General features: G+C 38.6%; 15 protein-coding genes. 8 read left to right on the top strand and 7 right to left on the bottom strand.

Features of this window, described 5'->3' with window-relative positions:
• Window positions 1-311 precede the first annotated feature (311 nt).
• Both glpQ and glpT read right to left on the bottom strand, forming a co-directional pair.
• Window positions 312-1,394: a glycerophosphodiester phosphodiesterase gene (glpQ, locus tag CXF74_RS02485; protein WP_101080818.1), complete on the bottom strand. Its 1,083-nt coding sequence runs from the start codon at window positions 1,392-1,394 to the stop codon at window positions 312-314.
• A gap of 155 nt (window positions 1,395-1,549) precedes the next feature.
• Window positions 1,550-2,935 carry a glycerol-3-phosphate transporter gene (glpT, locus tag CXF74_RS02480; RefSeq protein ID WP_101080817.1) on the bottom strand — a complete coding sequence of 462 codons (1,386 nt, stop codon included), beginning with the start codon at window positions 2,933-2,935 and terminating at the stop codon, window positions 1,550-1,552.
• 655 nt (window positions 2,936-3,590) lie between these two features.
• On the opposite strand from glpT, the gene CXF74_RS02475 reads away from it, so the two are divergent.
• From CXF74_RS02475 to CXF74_RS02460, 4 genes are all read left to right on the top strand, one after another.
• Entirely contained in the window at window positions 3,591-5,231 is a 1,641-nt protein-coding gene (locus CXF74_RS02475) for a glycerol-3-phosphate dehydrogenase/oxidase (protein ID WP_101080816.1), read from the top strand.
• A gap of 70 nt (window positions 5,232-5,301) precedes the next feature.
• Entirely contained in the window at window positions 5,302-6,894 is a 1,593-nt protein-coding gene (gene glpD, locus CXF74_RS02470; RefSeq protein ID WP_101080815.1) for a glycerol-3-phosphate dehydrogenase, read from the top strand.
• A gap of 131 nt (window positions 6,895-7,025) precedes the next feature.
• On the top strand, window positions 7,026-8,039 hold the full coding sequence (gene fbp / locus CXF74_RS02465) for a class 1 fructose-bisphosphatase (protein WP_101080814.1): 1,014 nt from the start codon (window positions 7,026-7,028) through the stop codon (window positions 8,037-8,039).
• Between the two features lie 220 nt (window positions 8,040-8,259).
• Entirely contained in the window at window positions 8,260-9,213 is a 954-nt protein-coding gene (locus CXF74_RS02460; RefSeq protein ID WP_101080813.1) for an AEC family transporter, read from the top strand.
• A 38-nt stretch (window positions 9,214-9,251) separates the two neighbouring features.
• Here the strand turns inward: CXF74_RS02460 and CXF74_RS02455 are convergent, their stop codons facing one another.
• Window positions 9,252-9,944, bottom strand: coding sequence for an NAD(P)H-binding protein (locus CXF74_RS02455; protein WP_101080812.1), 693 nt, complete (start codon window positions 9,942-9,944; stop codon window positions 9,252-9,254).
• 879 nt (window positions 9,945-10,823) lie between these two features.
• Between CXF74_RS02455 and CXF74_RS02450 the strand changes: the two genes are divergently transcribed.
• Both CXF74_RS02450 and CXF74_RS02445 read left to right on the top strand, forming a co-directional pair.
• Window positions 10,824-11,897: an ethylbenzene dehydrogenase-related protein gene (locus tag CXF74_RS02450; protein WP_101080811.1), complete on the top strand. Its 1,074-nt coding sequence runs from the start codon at window positions 10,824-10,826 to the stop codon at window positions 11,895-11,897.
• A gap of 57 nt (window positions 11,898-11,954) precedes the next feature.
• A complete protein-coding gene (locus CXF74_RS02445; RefSeq protein WP_101080810.1) occupies window positions 11,955-12,677 on the top strand; it encodes a hypothetical protein in 723 nt (240 codons plus the stop codon).
• Window positions 12,678-12,792: 115 nt separating this feature from the next.
• On the opposite strand, the gene CXF74_RS22385 is transcribed toward CXF74_RS02445, so the two are convergent.
• Genes CXF74_RS22385 through CXF74_RS22375 form a run of 3 tightly spaced genes read right to left on the bottom strand, consistent with a single transcriptional unit; the run spans window position 12,793 to window position 13,786 of the window.
• A complete protein-coding gene (locus CXF74_RS22385; protein WP_232772417.1) occupies window positions 12,793-12,990 on the bottom strand; it encodes a hypothetical protein in 198 nt (65 codons plus the stop codon).
• Window positions 12,991-12,992: 2 nt separating this feature from the next.
• Window positions 12,993-13,445 (bottom strand): substrate-binding domain-containing protein, encoded by a 453-nt coding sequence (locus tag CXF74_RS22380; RefSeq protein WP_232772416.1) that lies wholly within the window; start codon window positions 13,443-13,445, stop codon window positions 12,993-12,995.
• A 47-nt stretch (window positions 13,446-13,492) separates the two neighbouring features.
• Window positions 13,493-13,786, bottom strand: coding sequence for a hypothetical protein (locus CXF74_RS22375; protein ID WP_232772415.1), 294 nt, complete (start codon window positions 13,784-13,786; stop codon window positions 13,493-13,495).
• A 368-nt stretch (window positions 13,787-14,154) separates the two neighbouring features.
• Between CXF74_RS22375 and CXF74_RS02435 the strand changes: the two genes are divergently transcribed.
• Entirely contained in the window at window positions 14,155-14,679 is a 525-nt protein-coding gene (locus CXF74_RS02435; protein ID WP_101080809.1) for a DUF1439 domain-containing protein, read from the top strand.
• A gap of 66 nt (window positions 14,680-14,745) precedes the next feature.
• On the opposite strand, the gene CXF74_RS02430 is transcribed toward CXF74_RS02435, so the two are convergent.
• Complete coding sequence (locus tag CXF74_RS02430) at window positions 14,746-15,954, bottom strand: putative manganese transporter (protein ID WP_101080808.1); 1,209 nt, start codon at window positions 15,952-15,954, stop codon at window positions 14,746-14,748.
• Window positions 15,955-16,102: 148 nt separating this feature from the next.
• On the opposite strand from CXF74_RS02430, the gene CXF74_RS02425 reads away from it, so the two are divergent.
• Window positions 16,103-16,294 carry a DUF4250 domain-containing protein gene (locus CXF74_RS02425; protein ID WP_101080807.1) on the top strand — a complete coding sequence of 64 codons (192 nt, stop codon included), beginning with the start codon at window positions 16,103-16,105 and terminating at the stop codon, window positions 16,292-16,294.
• The last annotated feature ends 28 nt before the right edge of the window (window positions 16,295-16,322 follow it).

Here is a 16,322-nt window from a genome sequence, read left to right as displayed (position 1 = left end):
ATAAATTTAAACAAGTGTGGGATCGTTACTACTTAGTAAGTAAGCCGTCATCAGTAATAAAATGACCACAAGCAACAACGTAAAAAACATCAAAGCGATTAATACCAATTCCACTAAGTAACTGCTCAATCTTGCTGGTTAAAAGCAACGATTTCCGCGTTGTAAGTTTTGTAAAGGGAACAACCATTTACAGCAACTTCCGCCTTGAACTCGCTACTTTTTCCTGCGCAATATTAAACCATTAAATTAATGGAACTGGTATAACAAAGTTAGTTAGCGCTATGATGTTTTTTTATTTTTATGACTAATGCTTAATGATTATTCTGGCGCTTTAAAAAATCAACGGCGCGATCAGGAAAGTCAGTAAACACACCATCAACATTTGCTTGGTTATAGAAAATATCTAATAAGTTATCAAAGTCCTGTGCGTAAGCAGGAATCTGCCCTTCATCTAATCTAAAGGTATAAGGATGAACTTTCATGCCCGCCTGATGTGCGTCTTTAACCATCGAAGTAAATACTAGCTTATCTTTAGTTGATTCAGGCGCAACCACCATCGGATGCCAAGGACCCACACCATCTGCATACTTAGAAATTATTTTCATTGCACCGGGTTTGAACATCCAGTCATAATTATAAGCTTCAGGTTTGCCATCGATATATTGCATAGTTTCCCCCCAGCTTGTTTCTGCTATCAACTGCACCAATTTAACATCCATATTAAATTTTGGTAATAACTCAAATTTAACGCGTTTTAACTCTTCCGCATCAAAAGACTGGAAATAAGCTAAATCTTCTTTCTCTGTATAACCGTATTTCTTGAAAACTTTTAACACAGCAGTACTAATGTCTTTACCTTCATGGCGATGAAACCAAGGGGCTTTCACTTCCGTGTAGATACCAATGTTTTTACCGGTACTGATATTGAGACCTTGAATCATCTCTATCTCTTCTTCTAACGTATGTACTTTAAAATCAGAGGCCCAAATTGGAAAACGGCGCGCGTAAACAGCTTTTGCTTTTCCATCTTTCATTTTAAAGGCTTCAGTCATTTCCAGCGTTTTTATTTCTGCTAGCGTGAAGTCTATTGCGTAATATCGGCCATCTTTACGTTGGCGACCTGGGTAGCGATCGGCGACATTAGTCACACCATCTAAATAATGATCATGTAATACCACTAAGGCATTATCTTTAGTCATCACTACATCTTGTTCAATGTAATCAACATCCATCGCATAGGCCATCGACTTAGCCGCCATGCTATGTTCAGGTAAGTAACCACTCGCACCTCGGTGGGCAACAACTATCTTTTCAGCATACGCAAAACTACTTAGTGTCGAACCGATCAGTAAACTCAGTAGTAATTTTTTAGGATTATATAATGGTTTAAACATGGTTTATTCCTTGCAATAAAGTGTGTAGCTCTGATGAAACAGATCAGCTTTTCATCCTCTAGACTAAACATCTAGCATGAATCTTTTATTAAATTGGAAAGTAAAATGCCCTAAAACAGGGCATTTGTAGTGCTCATTAACTTAGTCGTGCAAACTTATATAGCAGCAGGCACGAGCTCATCATTTTCTTTATCAAGCTTACGCTGTGCATGGATTTTATTTTCACCAAACATAGCCAAGATAAAGAACAAGATAGACAGACCACATGAAACGATTAGCAAGAAGAAACCACCATCCCAACCAAAGTGATCCACGGTATAACCGAGCAGTGCATTTGCTGCTACAGCGCCACCCAAATAACCAAACAGTCCGGTTAGACCCGCCGCAGTACCAGCCGCTTTTTTCGGTGCTAGTTCAAGTGCGTATAGGCCAATTAACATAACTGGACCGTAAATTAAAAACCCGATAGCCACTAAAGCCAACATATCTACCATCGGGTTACCGGCAGGATTAAACCAGTAAACGAGTACCGCAATTGTCACTAATACCATGAATAAAATTCCGGCAGGTGCACGACGGCCTTTAAATACTTTATCTGACATCCAACCACATAATAATGTGCCGGGAATACCCGCCCACTCATATAAGAAATATGCCCAAGATGATTTATCAACTGAAAACTCTTTTACTTCACTTAAATAAACAGGTGCCCAATCCAATACGCCGTAACGAATCATGTAAACAAATGCGTTAGCAATGGCGATGTACCATAATAATTTGTTCTTAAATACGTACTTAAAGAAGATCTCTTTAGCGCTTAATTCAGTCTCAAAAGATTTAGTATAATTTTCCGGGTAATCATCTTTATATTCTTCAATGGCGGGTAAACCACAAGACTGTGGGGTATCGCGCATGGTCAGAAAGGTAAACACAGCAATAAATAACGCAAACATAGCCGGTACATAAAAGGCTGCACGCCAATCATCATTAAATGCCCATAAACCTAATAAAAACAGCGGACCAATTAAACCTCCACCGACGTTATGCGCCACATTCCAAACCGATACTGTGCCACCACGTTCTTTATGAGACCACCAATGAACCATGGTTCGTCCACAGGCAGGCCAGCCCATTCCTTGAAACCAACCGTTTAAAAACAAAAGAATAAACATTGCGCTAATACTACTGGTCGCCCAAGGCATAAAACCAAAGCAGAGCATAACCAAAGCAGACATCACCAAACCTGCGCCCATAAAATAACGAGGGTTAGAACGGTCTGAAACATTACCCATTAAAAATTTAGATAAACCATAAGCGATAGAGACAGCAGCCAACACAACACCTAGATCACCACGGCTATAGCCATATTCTTCAATCAAAAAAGGCATCGCTAAACTAAAGTTTTTACGCACCAGATAATAGCCGGCATAACCAACAAAAATACTTAAAAATAGTTGCCAACGTAAGCGTTTGTATACCGGATCAATCTGCCCTTCCGGCAGAAGTCCAATATGTGCAGCAGGCTTAAATAAACCAAACATGGGTTGTTCCTTAGTGTGATTAGTACATACACTTTGAGTAAACGAACCCCAAAGAGAATAAAAACAGGCAATTCGCTCACGAATACGCAGTCAGTTCAATTTCACGATAGTTTTGTTACACAATCATTACGTAAACGAACAACAAAAACCACGCAATTGATTAAAAACGAACATTTAAAGTATAAAAACAAGATGTAGTTAACATAAATAAGGGTAATCAATACTTTTACGCTTAAAAATAAAGCGCGATTACCCATCACATCGAGAAAATAACAGTAACAACCTGCATCACCTTGTTAAAAAGCATAACAAACGTACAAAAAACACCAATACAAGCCGAAAAAACAAACAATAAGTTCGATGTCGAAATATAAATCAATTTGTGATTGGTGACGTTCAAGCTCATAAATTACTAATTAAAAGTCCACAACACCTCCAGACGCCCTATATTTAAAGGACATTGCAAATTAACTTCATTTTCAAAGACCATGTTCAGCGTAGAAAACAGTGACCTTTGGCTGAATAGACTTTCGATTTATGTCAATAACTTGTTAAAAAACATTTTAATTAGAGCGACAATATGCTCAAATACGAACATACGAATGTAAACCGAACATTTTCGAACGCGAAAGCGCATTTAAACAAGGATTAGAACATGAGCCTCCATAGAGCAAACAATATTAAAAAACTGGCTGAAGAAGAGCTAGATGTCCTTATTTTAGGTGCAGGCATTAATGGTGCTGTAGCCGCCGCCTCTTTAGCAGCCCGTGGAGTAAAAGTTGGCCTTATTGATAAAGGCGATTTTGCAGGAGAAACAAGCTCTAATTCATCAAACCTTGCTTGGGGTGGTATTAAGTATTTAGAAAGCCACGAATATGCATTGGTCAACAAGTTATGTAAAAGCCGCAATAACCTGATGCAACATTACCCATCATCAGTGACAGAGGTGCGCTTCTTAACCACCATTCAAAAAGGCTTCCGCTTTCCGGTATGGTTTGTCTTTATGGGCACCTTGGTTTATTGGTTATTCGGCCGATTTTTCACCCTAGCACCTAAATACCTAACACCTAACGCGATAAAGAAACGTGAACCGACTATTAAAGTGGCAGGTGCTCAAGCCGGTTTTGAATATTCAGATGCTTTCTTAAAAGATAATGACTCACGTTTTGTATTTAACTTTATCAGCGCAGCTGCAAAAAAATCAGCCATTGTTGCTAACTACGTTGAATCAGTAAAAGCGGTTCGAGAAAATGACCGTTGGGAAATCCAAGCAAAAGACACCACCAACAATCAACATTTCACCATCAAAGCAAAAGTGCTTATTAATGCCTGTGGTCCGCAAGTGGATCTCGTTAATAAAGGCACCGGACAAAAAACATCGCACCATCATCTGTTTTCTAAAGGAGTGCATTTAATTGTTGATCGTATTTCCAAAGAACAGCGTGTATTAACCTTTTTTGCCAGTGACGGACGTTTATTTTTTGTCTTACCGATGGGCTCAAAAACCTGTATTGGCACTACCGATGACCAAGTACAAAATCACAATACATCAGTGACTGATGCGGATCGCCAATTTATTCTCGACAACGCAAATACCTTATTAGAATTAAAAAAACCATTAACCACAGCAGATATTATTTCAGAACGATGTGGTGTACGCCCTCTTGCGATTGAAGCAGAAGATGGTGTGGCAGATTGGGTTGCCTTATCACGTAAACACGCGGTTGATGTTAATAAAGCAGATAAACACATTAGTATTTTTGGCGGGAAACTAACTGATTGTATTAACGTCGGTGAAGAAATTGCAGGCATCGTTGCAGACCTGAATATATCAATGAAAACAGAAGATTCACTTTGGTATGGCGAGCCAGCAGATCCGGTTAAAGCGCGATTCATGGCCAGTATCAAAGCATTCAACATTGATAACTTAACCCCTAAAGGCGCACTTGAACCTTTATCTAGTCGCTTTTGGCGCCGTTACGGTGAAGATGCATTCACACTCTTAGAGGCTATTAAACAAGATCCTAAAAAGGCGAAGCTTGCACTGGAGCATACAGAATTTACTTGGGCTGAAATTGATTGGGTAGCCGATAACGAGATGATCGTTAATCTGGAAGATCTGCTACGTAGACGCTCAAAAGCCAGTTTAGTGATCCGCAAAGAAGACTTACATTCAGCTCAAGGGTTACAAGCGGTTAGTGAAAGATTGTTTGGCGAGCAGGCGCAACAGAAAATGGATGAATTTTGTGGAAAAGTCCATATCCAGCCAGATGTCGCGCTAAAAAATTCAGCTTAAACCCTGTTTAAATTGAAAATTTAGCGAACAAAGCGCGTGACCGACAAAGGATAAAATAGGCCCATTTAATATGTATAGTGAAACACAAAAAAACAACACCATTTTAGATCTTATTGTTGTCGGTGGGGGTATCAATGGCAGCGCGATTGCTGCCGATGCGGCTGGCAGAGGTCTGATGGTGGGTTTATACGACGCAGCGGACTTTGCCTCGGAAACCTCTTCTGCAAGTTCAACATTAATGCATGGCGGTTTACATCACTTAGAGCATTATGAATTTCGCTTATTGGCTGAAGCGCTTTCTGAACGCGAAACATTATTAAAAAATTCGCCTCATATTGTTAAACCGATGCGCTTTCGTTTACCTCATAGTGAATTTTTACGCCCTGCTTGGTTAATTCGTAGTGGTTTATTTTTATATGACCACTTAGGTAAACACACAACCTTATCGTCAAGCCAGCAAGTTAATTTAACTAGCTCTGGTTTGTTAAAAAAAGAGATCACCAAAGGTTTTGAATATTCAGACTGCTGGGTTGATGAAGAACGATTGGTTTTGCTTAATGCTATCTCTGCAAAAACCAACGGCGCTGAAGTTAAAAATTACAGCAGAGTCGTAAAAGCACAAAGACAGAATGGTTTATGGGTCGTGACTATTCTTAATACCCAAACTAATCTGCGTTTTCAGCGTAAAGCACGTGCCTTAGTTAATGCAACCGCACCTTGGACCAAACCCTTTTTTGAAGATAACCAACCCGATGAAGTCGAAAACACTGAAGATTGGTTATACATAAAACAATTTTTTAATCATAGCCAAGCCGACAACAGTGCTAATAATATCCGTTTAGTGAAAGGGTCGCATATTGTTGTGCCACGCCTGCACAATAAAGAACAAGCCTACCTGTTACAGAATAAAGATAATCGCGTTGTGTTTGTTATCCCCTATATGAATGACTTTTCTATTGTGGGCACCACCGATAGTGAATATGTCGGCGACCCGCATCAAGCCACTATCTCTAATAATGAAATCGATTACTTGCTTAGCGTGGTAAACCAACACTTTATAAAGCAGCTCAAAAAAGAAGATGTGGTCAGCATATTCGCAGGGGTACGCCCGTTATGCGACGAGAAATCCGAGCCACCTCATGCAGTAACACGCGATTACACGCTCACCTTGGAACAACAAGGTCATCAAGCTCCCCTACTTTGTGTTTTTGGTGGAAAATTAACAACTTATCGAAAACGTTCAGACTCAGCGATGGCATTAATTAAACCTTATTTTGAAGGCTTGAGTGATACTTGGACAGCCAATACTGCGCTACCTGGAGGTAACTTTAATTACTCGCCTCAACAGTTAGCAAAAAATTTAGTTGCGCAGAATGGTTGGTTAGCGATTAAAACCGCGCACCGTTATGTCAGCCAATTTGGCACATTAGCTTGGCGCTTATTTGAAGGATATGAGTCAGAATTTTCCTTTGGCACGCATTTTGGCAGTGGTTTATATAGCCGTGAAATCGATTATTTTATTGATCATGAATTTGCTAAAAATGCACAAGATATCCTTTGGCGCAGAACAAAATTAGGGCTCTATTTAAACCAAGAGCAACAGGCAAGTGTGGATCTTTATGTTAAAAATTACAGAAATATCAGCATCGCCCAAGTCAGTTAAAAAAGCCAAACAAGCACATTGAATCGACAACATGAACGCATAAGTATTTTTGGGGCACCTTAAATTGATAGGGTGCAATAACTTAACCACAGCAGGCGCCTTGGTTGCCCTGCTTTTATACAGGCACATCAATGATCACTCTAGGCGAATACATTATTGCAAAGCAACACGACTTTCCTGAAGCATCCGGTGAGTTAACTCTTTTACTCGGGGCGATTCGTTTAGCCGCCAAGGTCGTTAATCGAGAAATCAATAAAGCGGGCATTGCCGATATTATTGGCACCACAGGTCTTGAAAATATCCAAGGTGAAAGCCAACAAAAAATGGATTTGTACGCCAACGATGTTTTCAAAGCCGCATTAGAAGCACGTGGTGAAGTGTGTGGTATTGCATCGGAAGAGGAAGAAAATTTTATAACCTTTGATGACAAACGTAGTCTGAACAGTAAATATATTGTTTTAATGGACCCGCTTGATGGCTCATCAAATATCGATGTAAATGTTTCTATTGGTACTATTTTCTCAATTTACAAACGTATTAGCCCTGTTGGCGAACCTGTTGTTTTAGAAGATTTCTTACAACCCGGTGTTACCCAAGTTGCTGCCGGTTATATTATTTATGGTTCTTCTACCATGCTCGTTTATACCACAGGTAATGGTGTGCATGGCTTTACCTGTGACCCGTCACTTGGTGTGTTTTATCTTTCCCATGAAAATATTAAAATCCCTACTGATGGCCAAATTTATTCTATCAATGAAGGTAATTATTTAACCTTTCCTGAAGGTGTTAAAAAATATTTAAAATATTGCCAAGCGATAGACAATGATACTAACCGTCCTTATACCTCACGTTATATCGGCTCTTTAGTTTCTGATTTTCACCGTAATTTATTAAAAGGCGGTATTTATATCTACCCGTCTACCGCCTCAGCACCACAGGGGAAACTACGACTACTGTACGAATGTAATCCGATGGCATTTATAATGGAACAAGCAGGCGGCACCGCGAGTGATGGCTTCCAACGTATTATGGCGCTCAAACCCAACACATTACATCAACGCATACCGTTTTTTTGTGGCAGTAAAAACATGGTTTCTACCGTACAAGATATGATGCAGGAACATTCACCTCGCTCAGAAAACTAAATGTAATACGCTAATTTTAGCGGTAGCCTTATCGACAAAAATAGTTACTTTCAAGCAGTGTGCTCTGCTTGAAAGTAATTCTAACCATTAATAAAAACCATATTAAGCAATACTGCCATTTTTCACCTATCTGCGTTAAATTAGTCCAGAATAGCCTACTATTCACTCATTTTTTATTCATCCTAACTCTGCTTACTTAGGGGTTACATAGGAATCGTCCATGTTTTGGCAATCTCTTTTATTCTCATTTTCTGTGACAGGTCCTATCTGTATCTTGCTATTTTTAGGCTGGTTTTTAAAACGTATCAAACTGATTAATGATGCCTTTGTAGATAATGCATCAAAGCTGGTTTTTCAAGTAACCCTACCTGCGCTGTTATTTTTAAGCATTGTAAATGCCGATCAATCCGTTGAAATAAACCCGCTTTATATCGCGTATGGGTTAATGGCTAATTTATCCTTCTTTCTACTGACCACCTTCTCATGCAAACTATTTATTAAAGAAAAACAAGATCATGGCGTGATTATTCAAGGGGGATTCCGCGCGAATACGGCCATTATCGGCCTTGCTTATGTGGCTAATGTTTATGGTGATGCTGGTGTTGCCCTAGCCGCAGTTTATGTGGCAAGCACGACCATTCTTTATAATATATTAGCGGTGATCTGTTTAACCTCCACACAGTCAAAATTAGGCTTGCAGGGCTTAAAAGACGTCACTAGGTCCATTGCTAAAAATCCATTAATTATCGGCATTACGCTCGGTGTTTTACTTTTAATTCTAGATATAAAAGTACCCACTGTACTCTTAGATAGCGGCCAATATTTTGCCAATATGACCTTACCTTTAGCGCTACTGTGTACAGGTGCGACATTGAATTTAAGAGAGTTAGGTCATAAAGGGTTAGACGCATGGTTTGCGAGCTTTTTTAAATTATTACTCGCACCAACATTGATCACTGGCGGCGCTTATTTATGGGGATTTAGCCGATTGGAATTAGGCTTGTTATTCTTTATGACAGCAGCACCTACGGCAGCAGCAAGCTATGTAATGGCCCGTTCAATGGGTGGTAATGCTAATTTGGCCGCAAACATTATTGCCATCACCACCGCTGGCTCGTTGATTACCTATAGCTTAGGCATTTCCATTTTGTATAGCTTAAATTTCTTTTCGTAAAGCTTGTAAGTCACTAAACCTAACCTCCATTACGCTACTTATAAGCTTGATTGTAATGTAAACATTGCCTGTGAGCTGACTCTTTTAATCGCATTGTTACCGTGCTTTTTAAGCGCTAAATGTAACATCGTTTGCGCAACAAGCTCTGCTTCGATTGGTTTATAATTTAATAACCGACCTTTCATAATCGGACTAAGCAATAACATCATGCCTTGTAATAAGCGTTCATCAAGGCGTTGTAATTCACGCTTTCCTGCAAGGGGACCGGGTTGTATAAATACAATCTGCTCAAAACCAATGGCTTCTACTAACCTTTCCATCTCACCTTTGCACTGCAAATAATGAGACAAAGCGGTCTCTGAAGCGCCAATACATGACACAACATAAATCGATTTAATGCCCGCTTGTTTCATCGCGTGTGCAACGTTCACCACTAAGGTGACATCAACCGCTTTTAACGCACTGTTACTGCCCGCTTTTTTCTTCGTTGAGCCTAAGGTAATAAAGCCAATAGTCGGTCTACCTGATGTTAATCGTTTTTCATCTATATGTAAGTCTGGACTGATAATTTGAACCAGCTTATTGCTTGAGTCGGTTAGGTTTTGCTTAAGCGCATGGCGACTTAAACTCACTACACTGCCTATCTGATCATGCTTTAATGCTTCATCAACCAGCAAAGCACCAATTAACCCAGTTGATCCTGCGATAATAATATTGTGTTGTGTGTGCATGATTTTTACCTTCGATAGAATGACTAGGTTAATGATATGTATTTATTAATTAAATTCTTTGCTCAGTCGAATGACCTCACTGAACAATAAAATAGATGTACCTAGCATGCATTATTTAAGAGAAGAAAAACCCTGTTCATGCGTAATTTTAGTGATGTTTCATATAAGTAGCTAATATGTTAAAAACAGCATGACCATTTTACTTTATAATGCTTATTTAATGGGATTAGAATAGCAATAAAGCATTGGTTACCACTTGCACAGTTTCAATATTGACTTCATTAATAGGGTCGTAAAAGGCAAACTAAAATAGCTGTTTTGTCATGGTCGCTATATATCTTAAAGATAAGCTTTATTAATACTAATTTCAGCTAAATGGTTTTTCTTCATCAGTAGTTAAGCCCAATGAATACGCTAATTCAAGCGGGAAATTACCCTATCTAGATAAGGTTTTTTTTGTACATAATAAAAATAAAGCTAAGTCTGCGATCTAAGTTTTATGGTGGCAAACGGCTTGATTCAAAGTGTAAGTTGTCGCTGTTGAGCGATTAATTTATTTAACCCTCTCGCGCTAATCGTGCCCATAAATATCCCCAGCTTAAAAATCATCTTCAAAAATACCCAATAAATATTTTTGAGCTATAGTAAAACAGTAAGTAGCCACTTTTTTTTAATGGTTTTTATTGATATAAATCAATTTCTAAAAAACAATCTTATTCAGTAAAAATTATTCCTTGAAAAAACAGTTTATTAGCATGGTTAGAGCAAACCGTCGTTTTCATTTTAAAAATGATAAATGCACAAAAAGACATTATCAAAACCTTTAAAAATTTGTTTTGCTTTGCCGTTATCTTTATTTTGTAAAAAAGGAGATATCTCATGTTTGAAACAACACACAAAAAGTTATTTATCGCCTCGGTTATTTTGCTCGGAAGTTCTCTTAATGGAAATTTACAAGCAGCCGAAAACACTCTTAGCAGCATCAAAATAGACAGTACCGTTATATTAGATGGAGTCGCAGAACCTCTTTGGCAGAAAGCCTCCGCGTTACAAGTCAAAGTAGATAAACTTCCCTACCAAGCAAATAACTATTCAGGCATAAAAGAAACACAAGTGAGCTTGAAATCGTTATACGATAATGAACATATCTACTTCCTCGTACAGTATTCAGACCCCACCAAAAGCCTACAACGCTTTCCTTGGCAAAAACAATCCGACGGTCAATGGAAACAGTTAAAAGATAAAGATCAAACTGGCCATTCAAATAACTATTACGAAGACAAGTTTGCCTTCTTCTGGGACATAAAAGCACCGGGCTTTGCTAAAAAGGGCTGTGCGGTTGCTTGTCACTTAGTGAATGATGACGGAAAAATTAACGGAATCGATCAAAAAGGGAAAACGGCTGGCCGAAAATATACACGCAGAGCGGGGGAAACACTCGATATGTGGCACTGGAAAAGTGTGCGCATGAATCCACTGGGTATCATTGATGATCAATTTGTTGATCATGTTAAAGACCCCGCGGTTAATAAAAACTGGGGCCGTCATGGTGACAGTAAAACCGGCGGTGGATACGTCAATAATACTAATAAAGATAAATCAGGCCCGGCATTTATGAACCGCACACAAGATGGCCTGAATGACTTTACTATTGTGCCTTCTCAAAAAACACCTTTTGTGGATACCTTTAAAAGCGGTGATTTAATCCCAGGCATTATGTCTGAGGTTTTTACTGGCTCAAGGGGAGATATTTGGGCAAAAGGTAACTGGGAAAATGGCGTATGGACCATTGAGATAAAACGTAAACTAGTGACCACTGGGGATAAAGCTAATAGCCAAGATGTGCAGTTTACAGACTTATCTAAAATCTATCCTTTCGCGATTTCTGTTTTTGATAACTCCCAAATAAATCATGTTTATCATGATGGATCTCTCGCGTTAAGCTTCAAATAAAACCATCGACCCGCTGTCATTGCGGGTCATTTTTCCGATTTAGTGTGGAGGTGAACGATGCGTTTAAATGGACTTAGTTTTCATAGCAAGTTAGGGCTTTCTGGGTTTTTAATGACCATTATGCTTGGCTTACTCAGTGCCGCCACCTTAATCGGATTACTGTATTCGAGTAGTAATAGTGGTTTTAATATTCCTGAAATCGATAAGGTAAAAGCAAAATACAGTGAATCATTATTAGTGGGTGCAATGAAAAGTTCAATGTATCAACATGTTACTGTAGATGAAGATATCGGCGTAGTTGAAAAATGGGTAAAAGATGGCGCTCCCGATAATGATTATTTCAACGATGAAGTGATGTATATTATTGAAGCCGATTGCCAAAAATGCCACAGCAGAACCTCAACCATGACCGGTGCAATTCCTTCCATGCCACTTAATAATTATGACGATTTACTCACTTATACCGAAAAAGGTTACTCATGGGTACATATGGCTAAAAGTGCACATATTCACCTACTTGGCATCGCTGTAGTGATGGTATTAGTCACAGGTATATTCAGCCTGAGTAGCTTCCCTTCAATGCCTAAGACAGTGTTAATCTGCACCGCTTGGTCAATGTTATGGTTAGATATCAGTGCTTGGTGGATGGCAAAATTTTCATCTGTATTTGCTTATGTTATTGCAGGATCTGGCGCCTTGGAGATAACGGCACTGGTACTAATGTGTTTATTGTCACTCTATGATTTATGGTGGAAAAAAGATAAAAAACTACCAGAATAGCGGGCGTTCATTTTTCGAAACAGTGCATACGCGGATCAATAAACAGAGAATAATCATATGTGATGGCCCCGAAATATAATATGTATTTCGGGGTCCATCAAAGTTTGGTCAGTTATTATTTATTGAGCTGATGCGCATTTATTTTAAATTTATAGTCGCCCTGCGCGTCAGGCTGAATTTTTTCAAAGGGCAATGCATCCCAATTTTTAGTCACTAAACAGCGGTAAAAATCAGTATTGGGCTCAATTAACTGAAAGAGTGGATCTAATGATGTTTGTGGCAATGTTTGCCCTTTATTATGGCTATTGATCATGACTAACGCCCACCCCGCAGACGTAAAATGCCCGCACCTAATACACTAATTTCTTTGGGTTTTTTTAGCGCGAGCTCTTTTAATGCCTCTATACTACCAAATGCCATCAGGTCATTTGCAGTCCAAATATATTTCAGATTCTTTGAGCGACCAATCAGTACATGTGATTTTTGGTAACTAAGTGCTTGGTTCCAGTCTGCATAAAGTTCATATTTAAGGTTTATGTGAACTTTAGAATTAAAATAATCTGTCGCACCCGCTTGTCGTTGTTTCGATGCAGGAGTAGTTTTATCCCCAGAGATCATCATCACGTCACCCGCTTGATGATTACCTGCTTCGAGTAGCGCCTTGGCGGTTTGCTGTCCTACCCAATAGTTATCGGGAATCAGGCTACTTAATAGGTATTTTTTCCAATGCTTGCTCTTTAATCGCTGTGCTTTTTGCTCTGCATTCAAGTCGTTTAAAATAACTAAAAGATAAACCTTATGGCCTTCTAATAAAGTCAGTAGCTTAGGTAATATTTTTTTTCATTTACGACTAATAGATAATCAGGTAACTCTTCATCTTCAATTAATCGCTCAACTTCTTTTATTATTAAATAATTGTTACGTTCAGCATGGAAAACATTAAAATCTAAATTAAGACGTGTCGCCGCCGCATTAGCGAAGGTATCAACATCTTTCCAAAAACTTTCATTCGTTTTACCGGGACTAAGCAAGAGTACAGAAGCCTTAGCGAACCCGAGAGCGGGCTGAAAAAGAAAAGCTAAGATTAATATATTTAAAATTTTATGCATATTTCAACCTCATTATGTATTTATAAGCTCTTGTATCGGCGGCTAACCACAAGACCTTAATAAAAAAGGTGATAAATATAATACTACTTTTAGCATAGTTACTTTTCATGGAGGATGAGACATCAAATTGCTTTGTTCTCGAATATTCTCAGCGATGGTTTTGGGGAAGGCAGATTAAAAATCATTTTGCTGAGAAAACAGATCAATAATGACCCATATAAGCGCTTATACCCATTACGAACATTACAACGTAAAAGTAAGTTATTTTAACTAGCCAAATAGATCAGCTATTTATTGTAATTGGTATTAGTATAATCTATTCATTATAAATCAGCGTTTGCCCTCTATTTTTAGCCCTAAGGAAAACCATGTTTCGCACATTAATTTTTACTGTATTAGTCGCAATTAGCCAAATGACCCACGCATTAGAATATGTACAAGAGATAACAGAACAAGAGATACAAGCAGAAGTCTCCGCGTTTATGCCTATTGAAAGAACAAAGTATTTTGTCACCATCAGCATATCAAATCCCATCATTGATTTATTAAAAGAGACCGATGAAATTAGTTTACTGGCAAATATTAAAGCTGACGCGCCAGGCATAATGGAAGGTAAGGGAAAAATAATGATTAATGGCACCTTAGATTATGATGCCACTGAAGGTGAATTTAATTTAAGAAACCCAAGGATTGTGAGTTTAACCATTGATGATGTAGCAGAAGAGTTTATGCCTGAAATTAAAAAAATTGCGCAAATGACACTTTCAAAAGCGATGACGGCTTATCCCGTATATCGATTTAAAGATGATAATTTAAAAGAGCAATTAGCTAAATCTGTTTTAAAGTCGGTAAAAGTGAAGAACGAAACCTTGTTTATCACACTTGAAATGTAATTTTTAATGACTTAAAAAGTACAGGGTCGAGAAAAATTTAGCAAAATTTAAACCCTGCATGCTCATTTAAAATTCAAATAACCAATAATAACCATAACCAACAATTAAAGCCGGCACCGCGGAATAAAACGTCGCGACAAGTGCCGCTTGTGGCGCCAACGCAATAGCAGGGAAGAGCGCATCGCCATCATTAGAGATAGCATTCGCTAATTGAGTCGACATAGGCACCGCGCCTGAAATAAACAAACTCGTGATCAAAATTTGTGGCCCACAGCCCGGTAATAAACCCACGCTTAACCCCACCAACGGCATCCAAACTCCCCAGCCTGAAAATAGATCCGCCAGATTAATACCCGCTAATGCGGTGCTCAATTCAAACACTAAAAAAGCAACAATAACCCAAGCAGTGACAAAATTAGTATCTTGAGCGGCTTTTTGTAACGGATGTGATTCGATGCATTTTTCATCTTCTGATACCGTCGATTTATAATCATCAATCTCTTTGGTCAGTGCCCATAACATCATGCAGATAATAATTAATATCGTACCTATCCATTCAATACTTAAGTTCGGTAAGTTAAATAACGCATTAATATCGATTTGAAATGAGCCTAACGAAGCAATAATAATAGCAGGGACGATCAGTAGCTTCCAAAAATAACCCTGTAAATTAATCGCGGATTTTTCGAAGGAAGTGAGGATTTTGTTACTTTCTAACTCGGTTATTTTTTCTTTTACAGCTGGACGTAAAAAATCATCTTTGTGAATAGTATTAACAACTAGCCCTGATAATGTTCCCACCACAATCCCCATCGCCACAAGACTAAACCCCACTTCTGGCATGCTCGCCAGTAATAAGAAAGCGGCATCACCCATTGTTGAAGTTAATACCGCGACAATAGCGCCGAATCCAACCCTGCCACTAATGAATTGAGTGGTAACAATAATCGCACCACCACAACCAGGCAGTGCACCTAACAAAGCAGCAAAAAACACTTGGTAATTGCGCGAGCTATTGTACAGGCGAACCACTTTACTCTCTTTATTCATCCATAAAGACAGGTAGTGGTAAATCGCCAATGTAAATGCAACATAGGCAGACACCGCCCAAAAAGCATCCGCTAAGGTATTAATAGCAATTTCACGTGTTGGCTCCGCAATGAGCAAAGCAACTAGTATAATCGGGAGCAGTGCCCTTTTATATTTAAGGGTAAATTGCGAATTTGTTCTTCCACGCCACTGCCCAACTGCTTTAAAAAAGTATGTACTAGCCATAACACCACTTGCAAATGATAATAGATATCATTAGCATATACATATACTAACTAATCGCAATAAATATTTATTTTTGTTGCCTATTAAAAGCGGTTTATTTAAAAAATAAACAGGTACTTTTAAAACAAGTCATATTTAAGGGGTAACAATGTACTTGGAAAAATTTGAAACAATGGAAGTTATGATGTTGATGAGCATTATTAATATGAAATTACGTAATGACTTTAGTGGGGATCTCGATGATCTAACCAAAACGCATGCCATTGATCGACGCTTATTAGAAACAAAACTCGCCACCGCAGATTTAAAATTTGATCCGACCTTAGGCAGGTTTTTGTAAGGGAGACTTCGCGATAGCGCACATTATC

This window comes from Psychromonas sp. Urea-02u-13, assembly GCF_002835995.1.
Taxonomy (GTDB): domain Bacteria; phylum Pseudomonadota; class Gammaproteobacteria; order Enterobacterales; family Psychromonadaceae; genus Psychromonas.
This window is presented reverse-complemented; position numbering and strand designations above follow the sequence as displayed.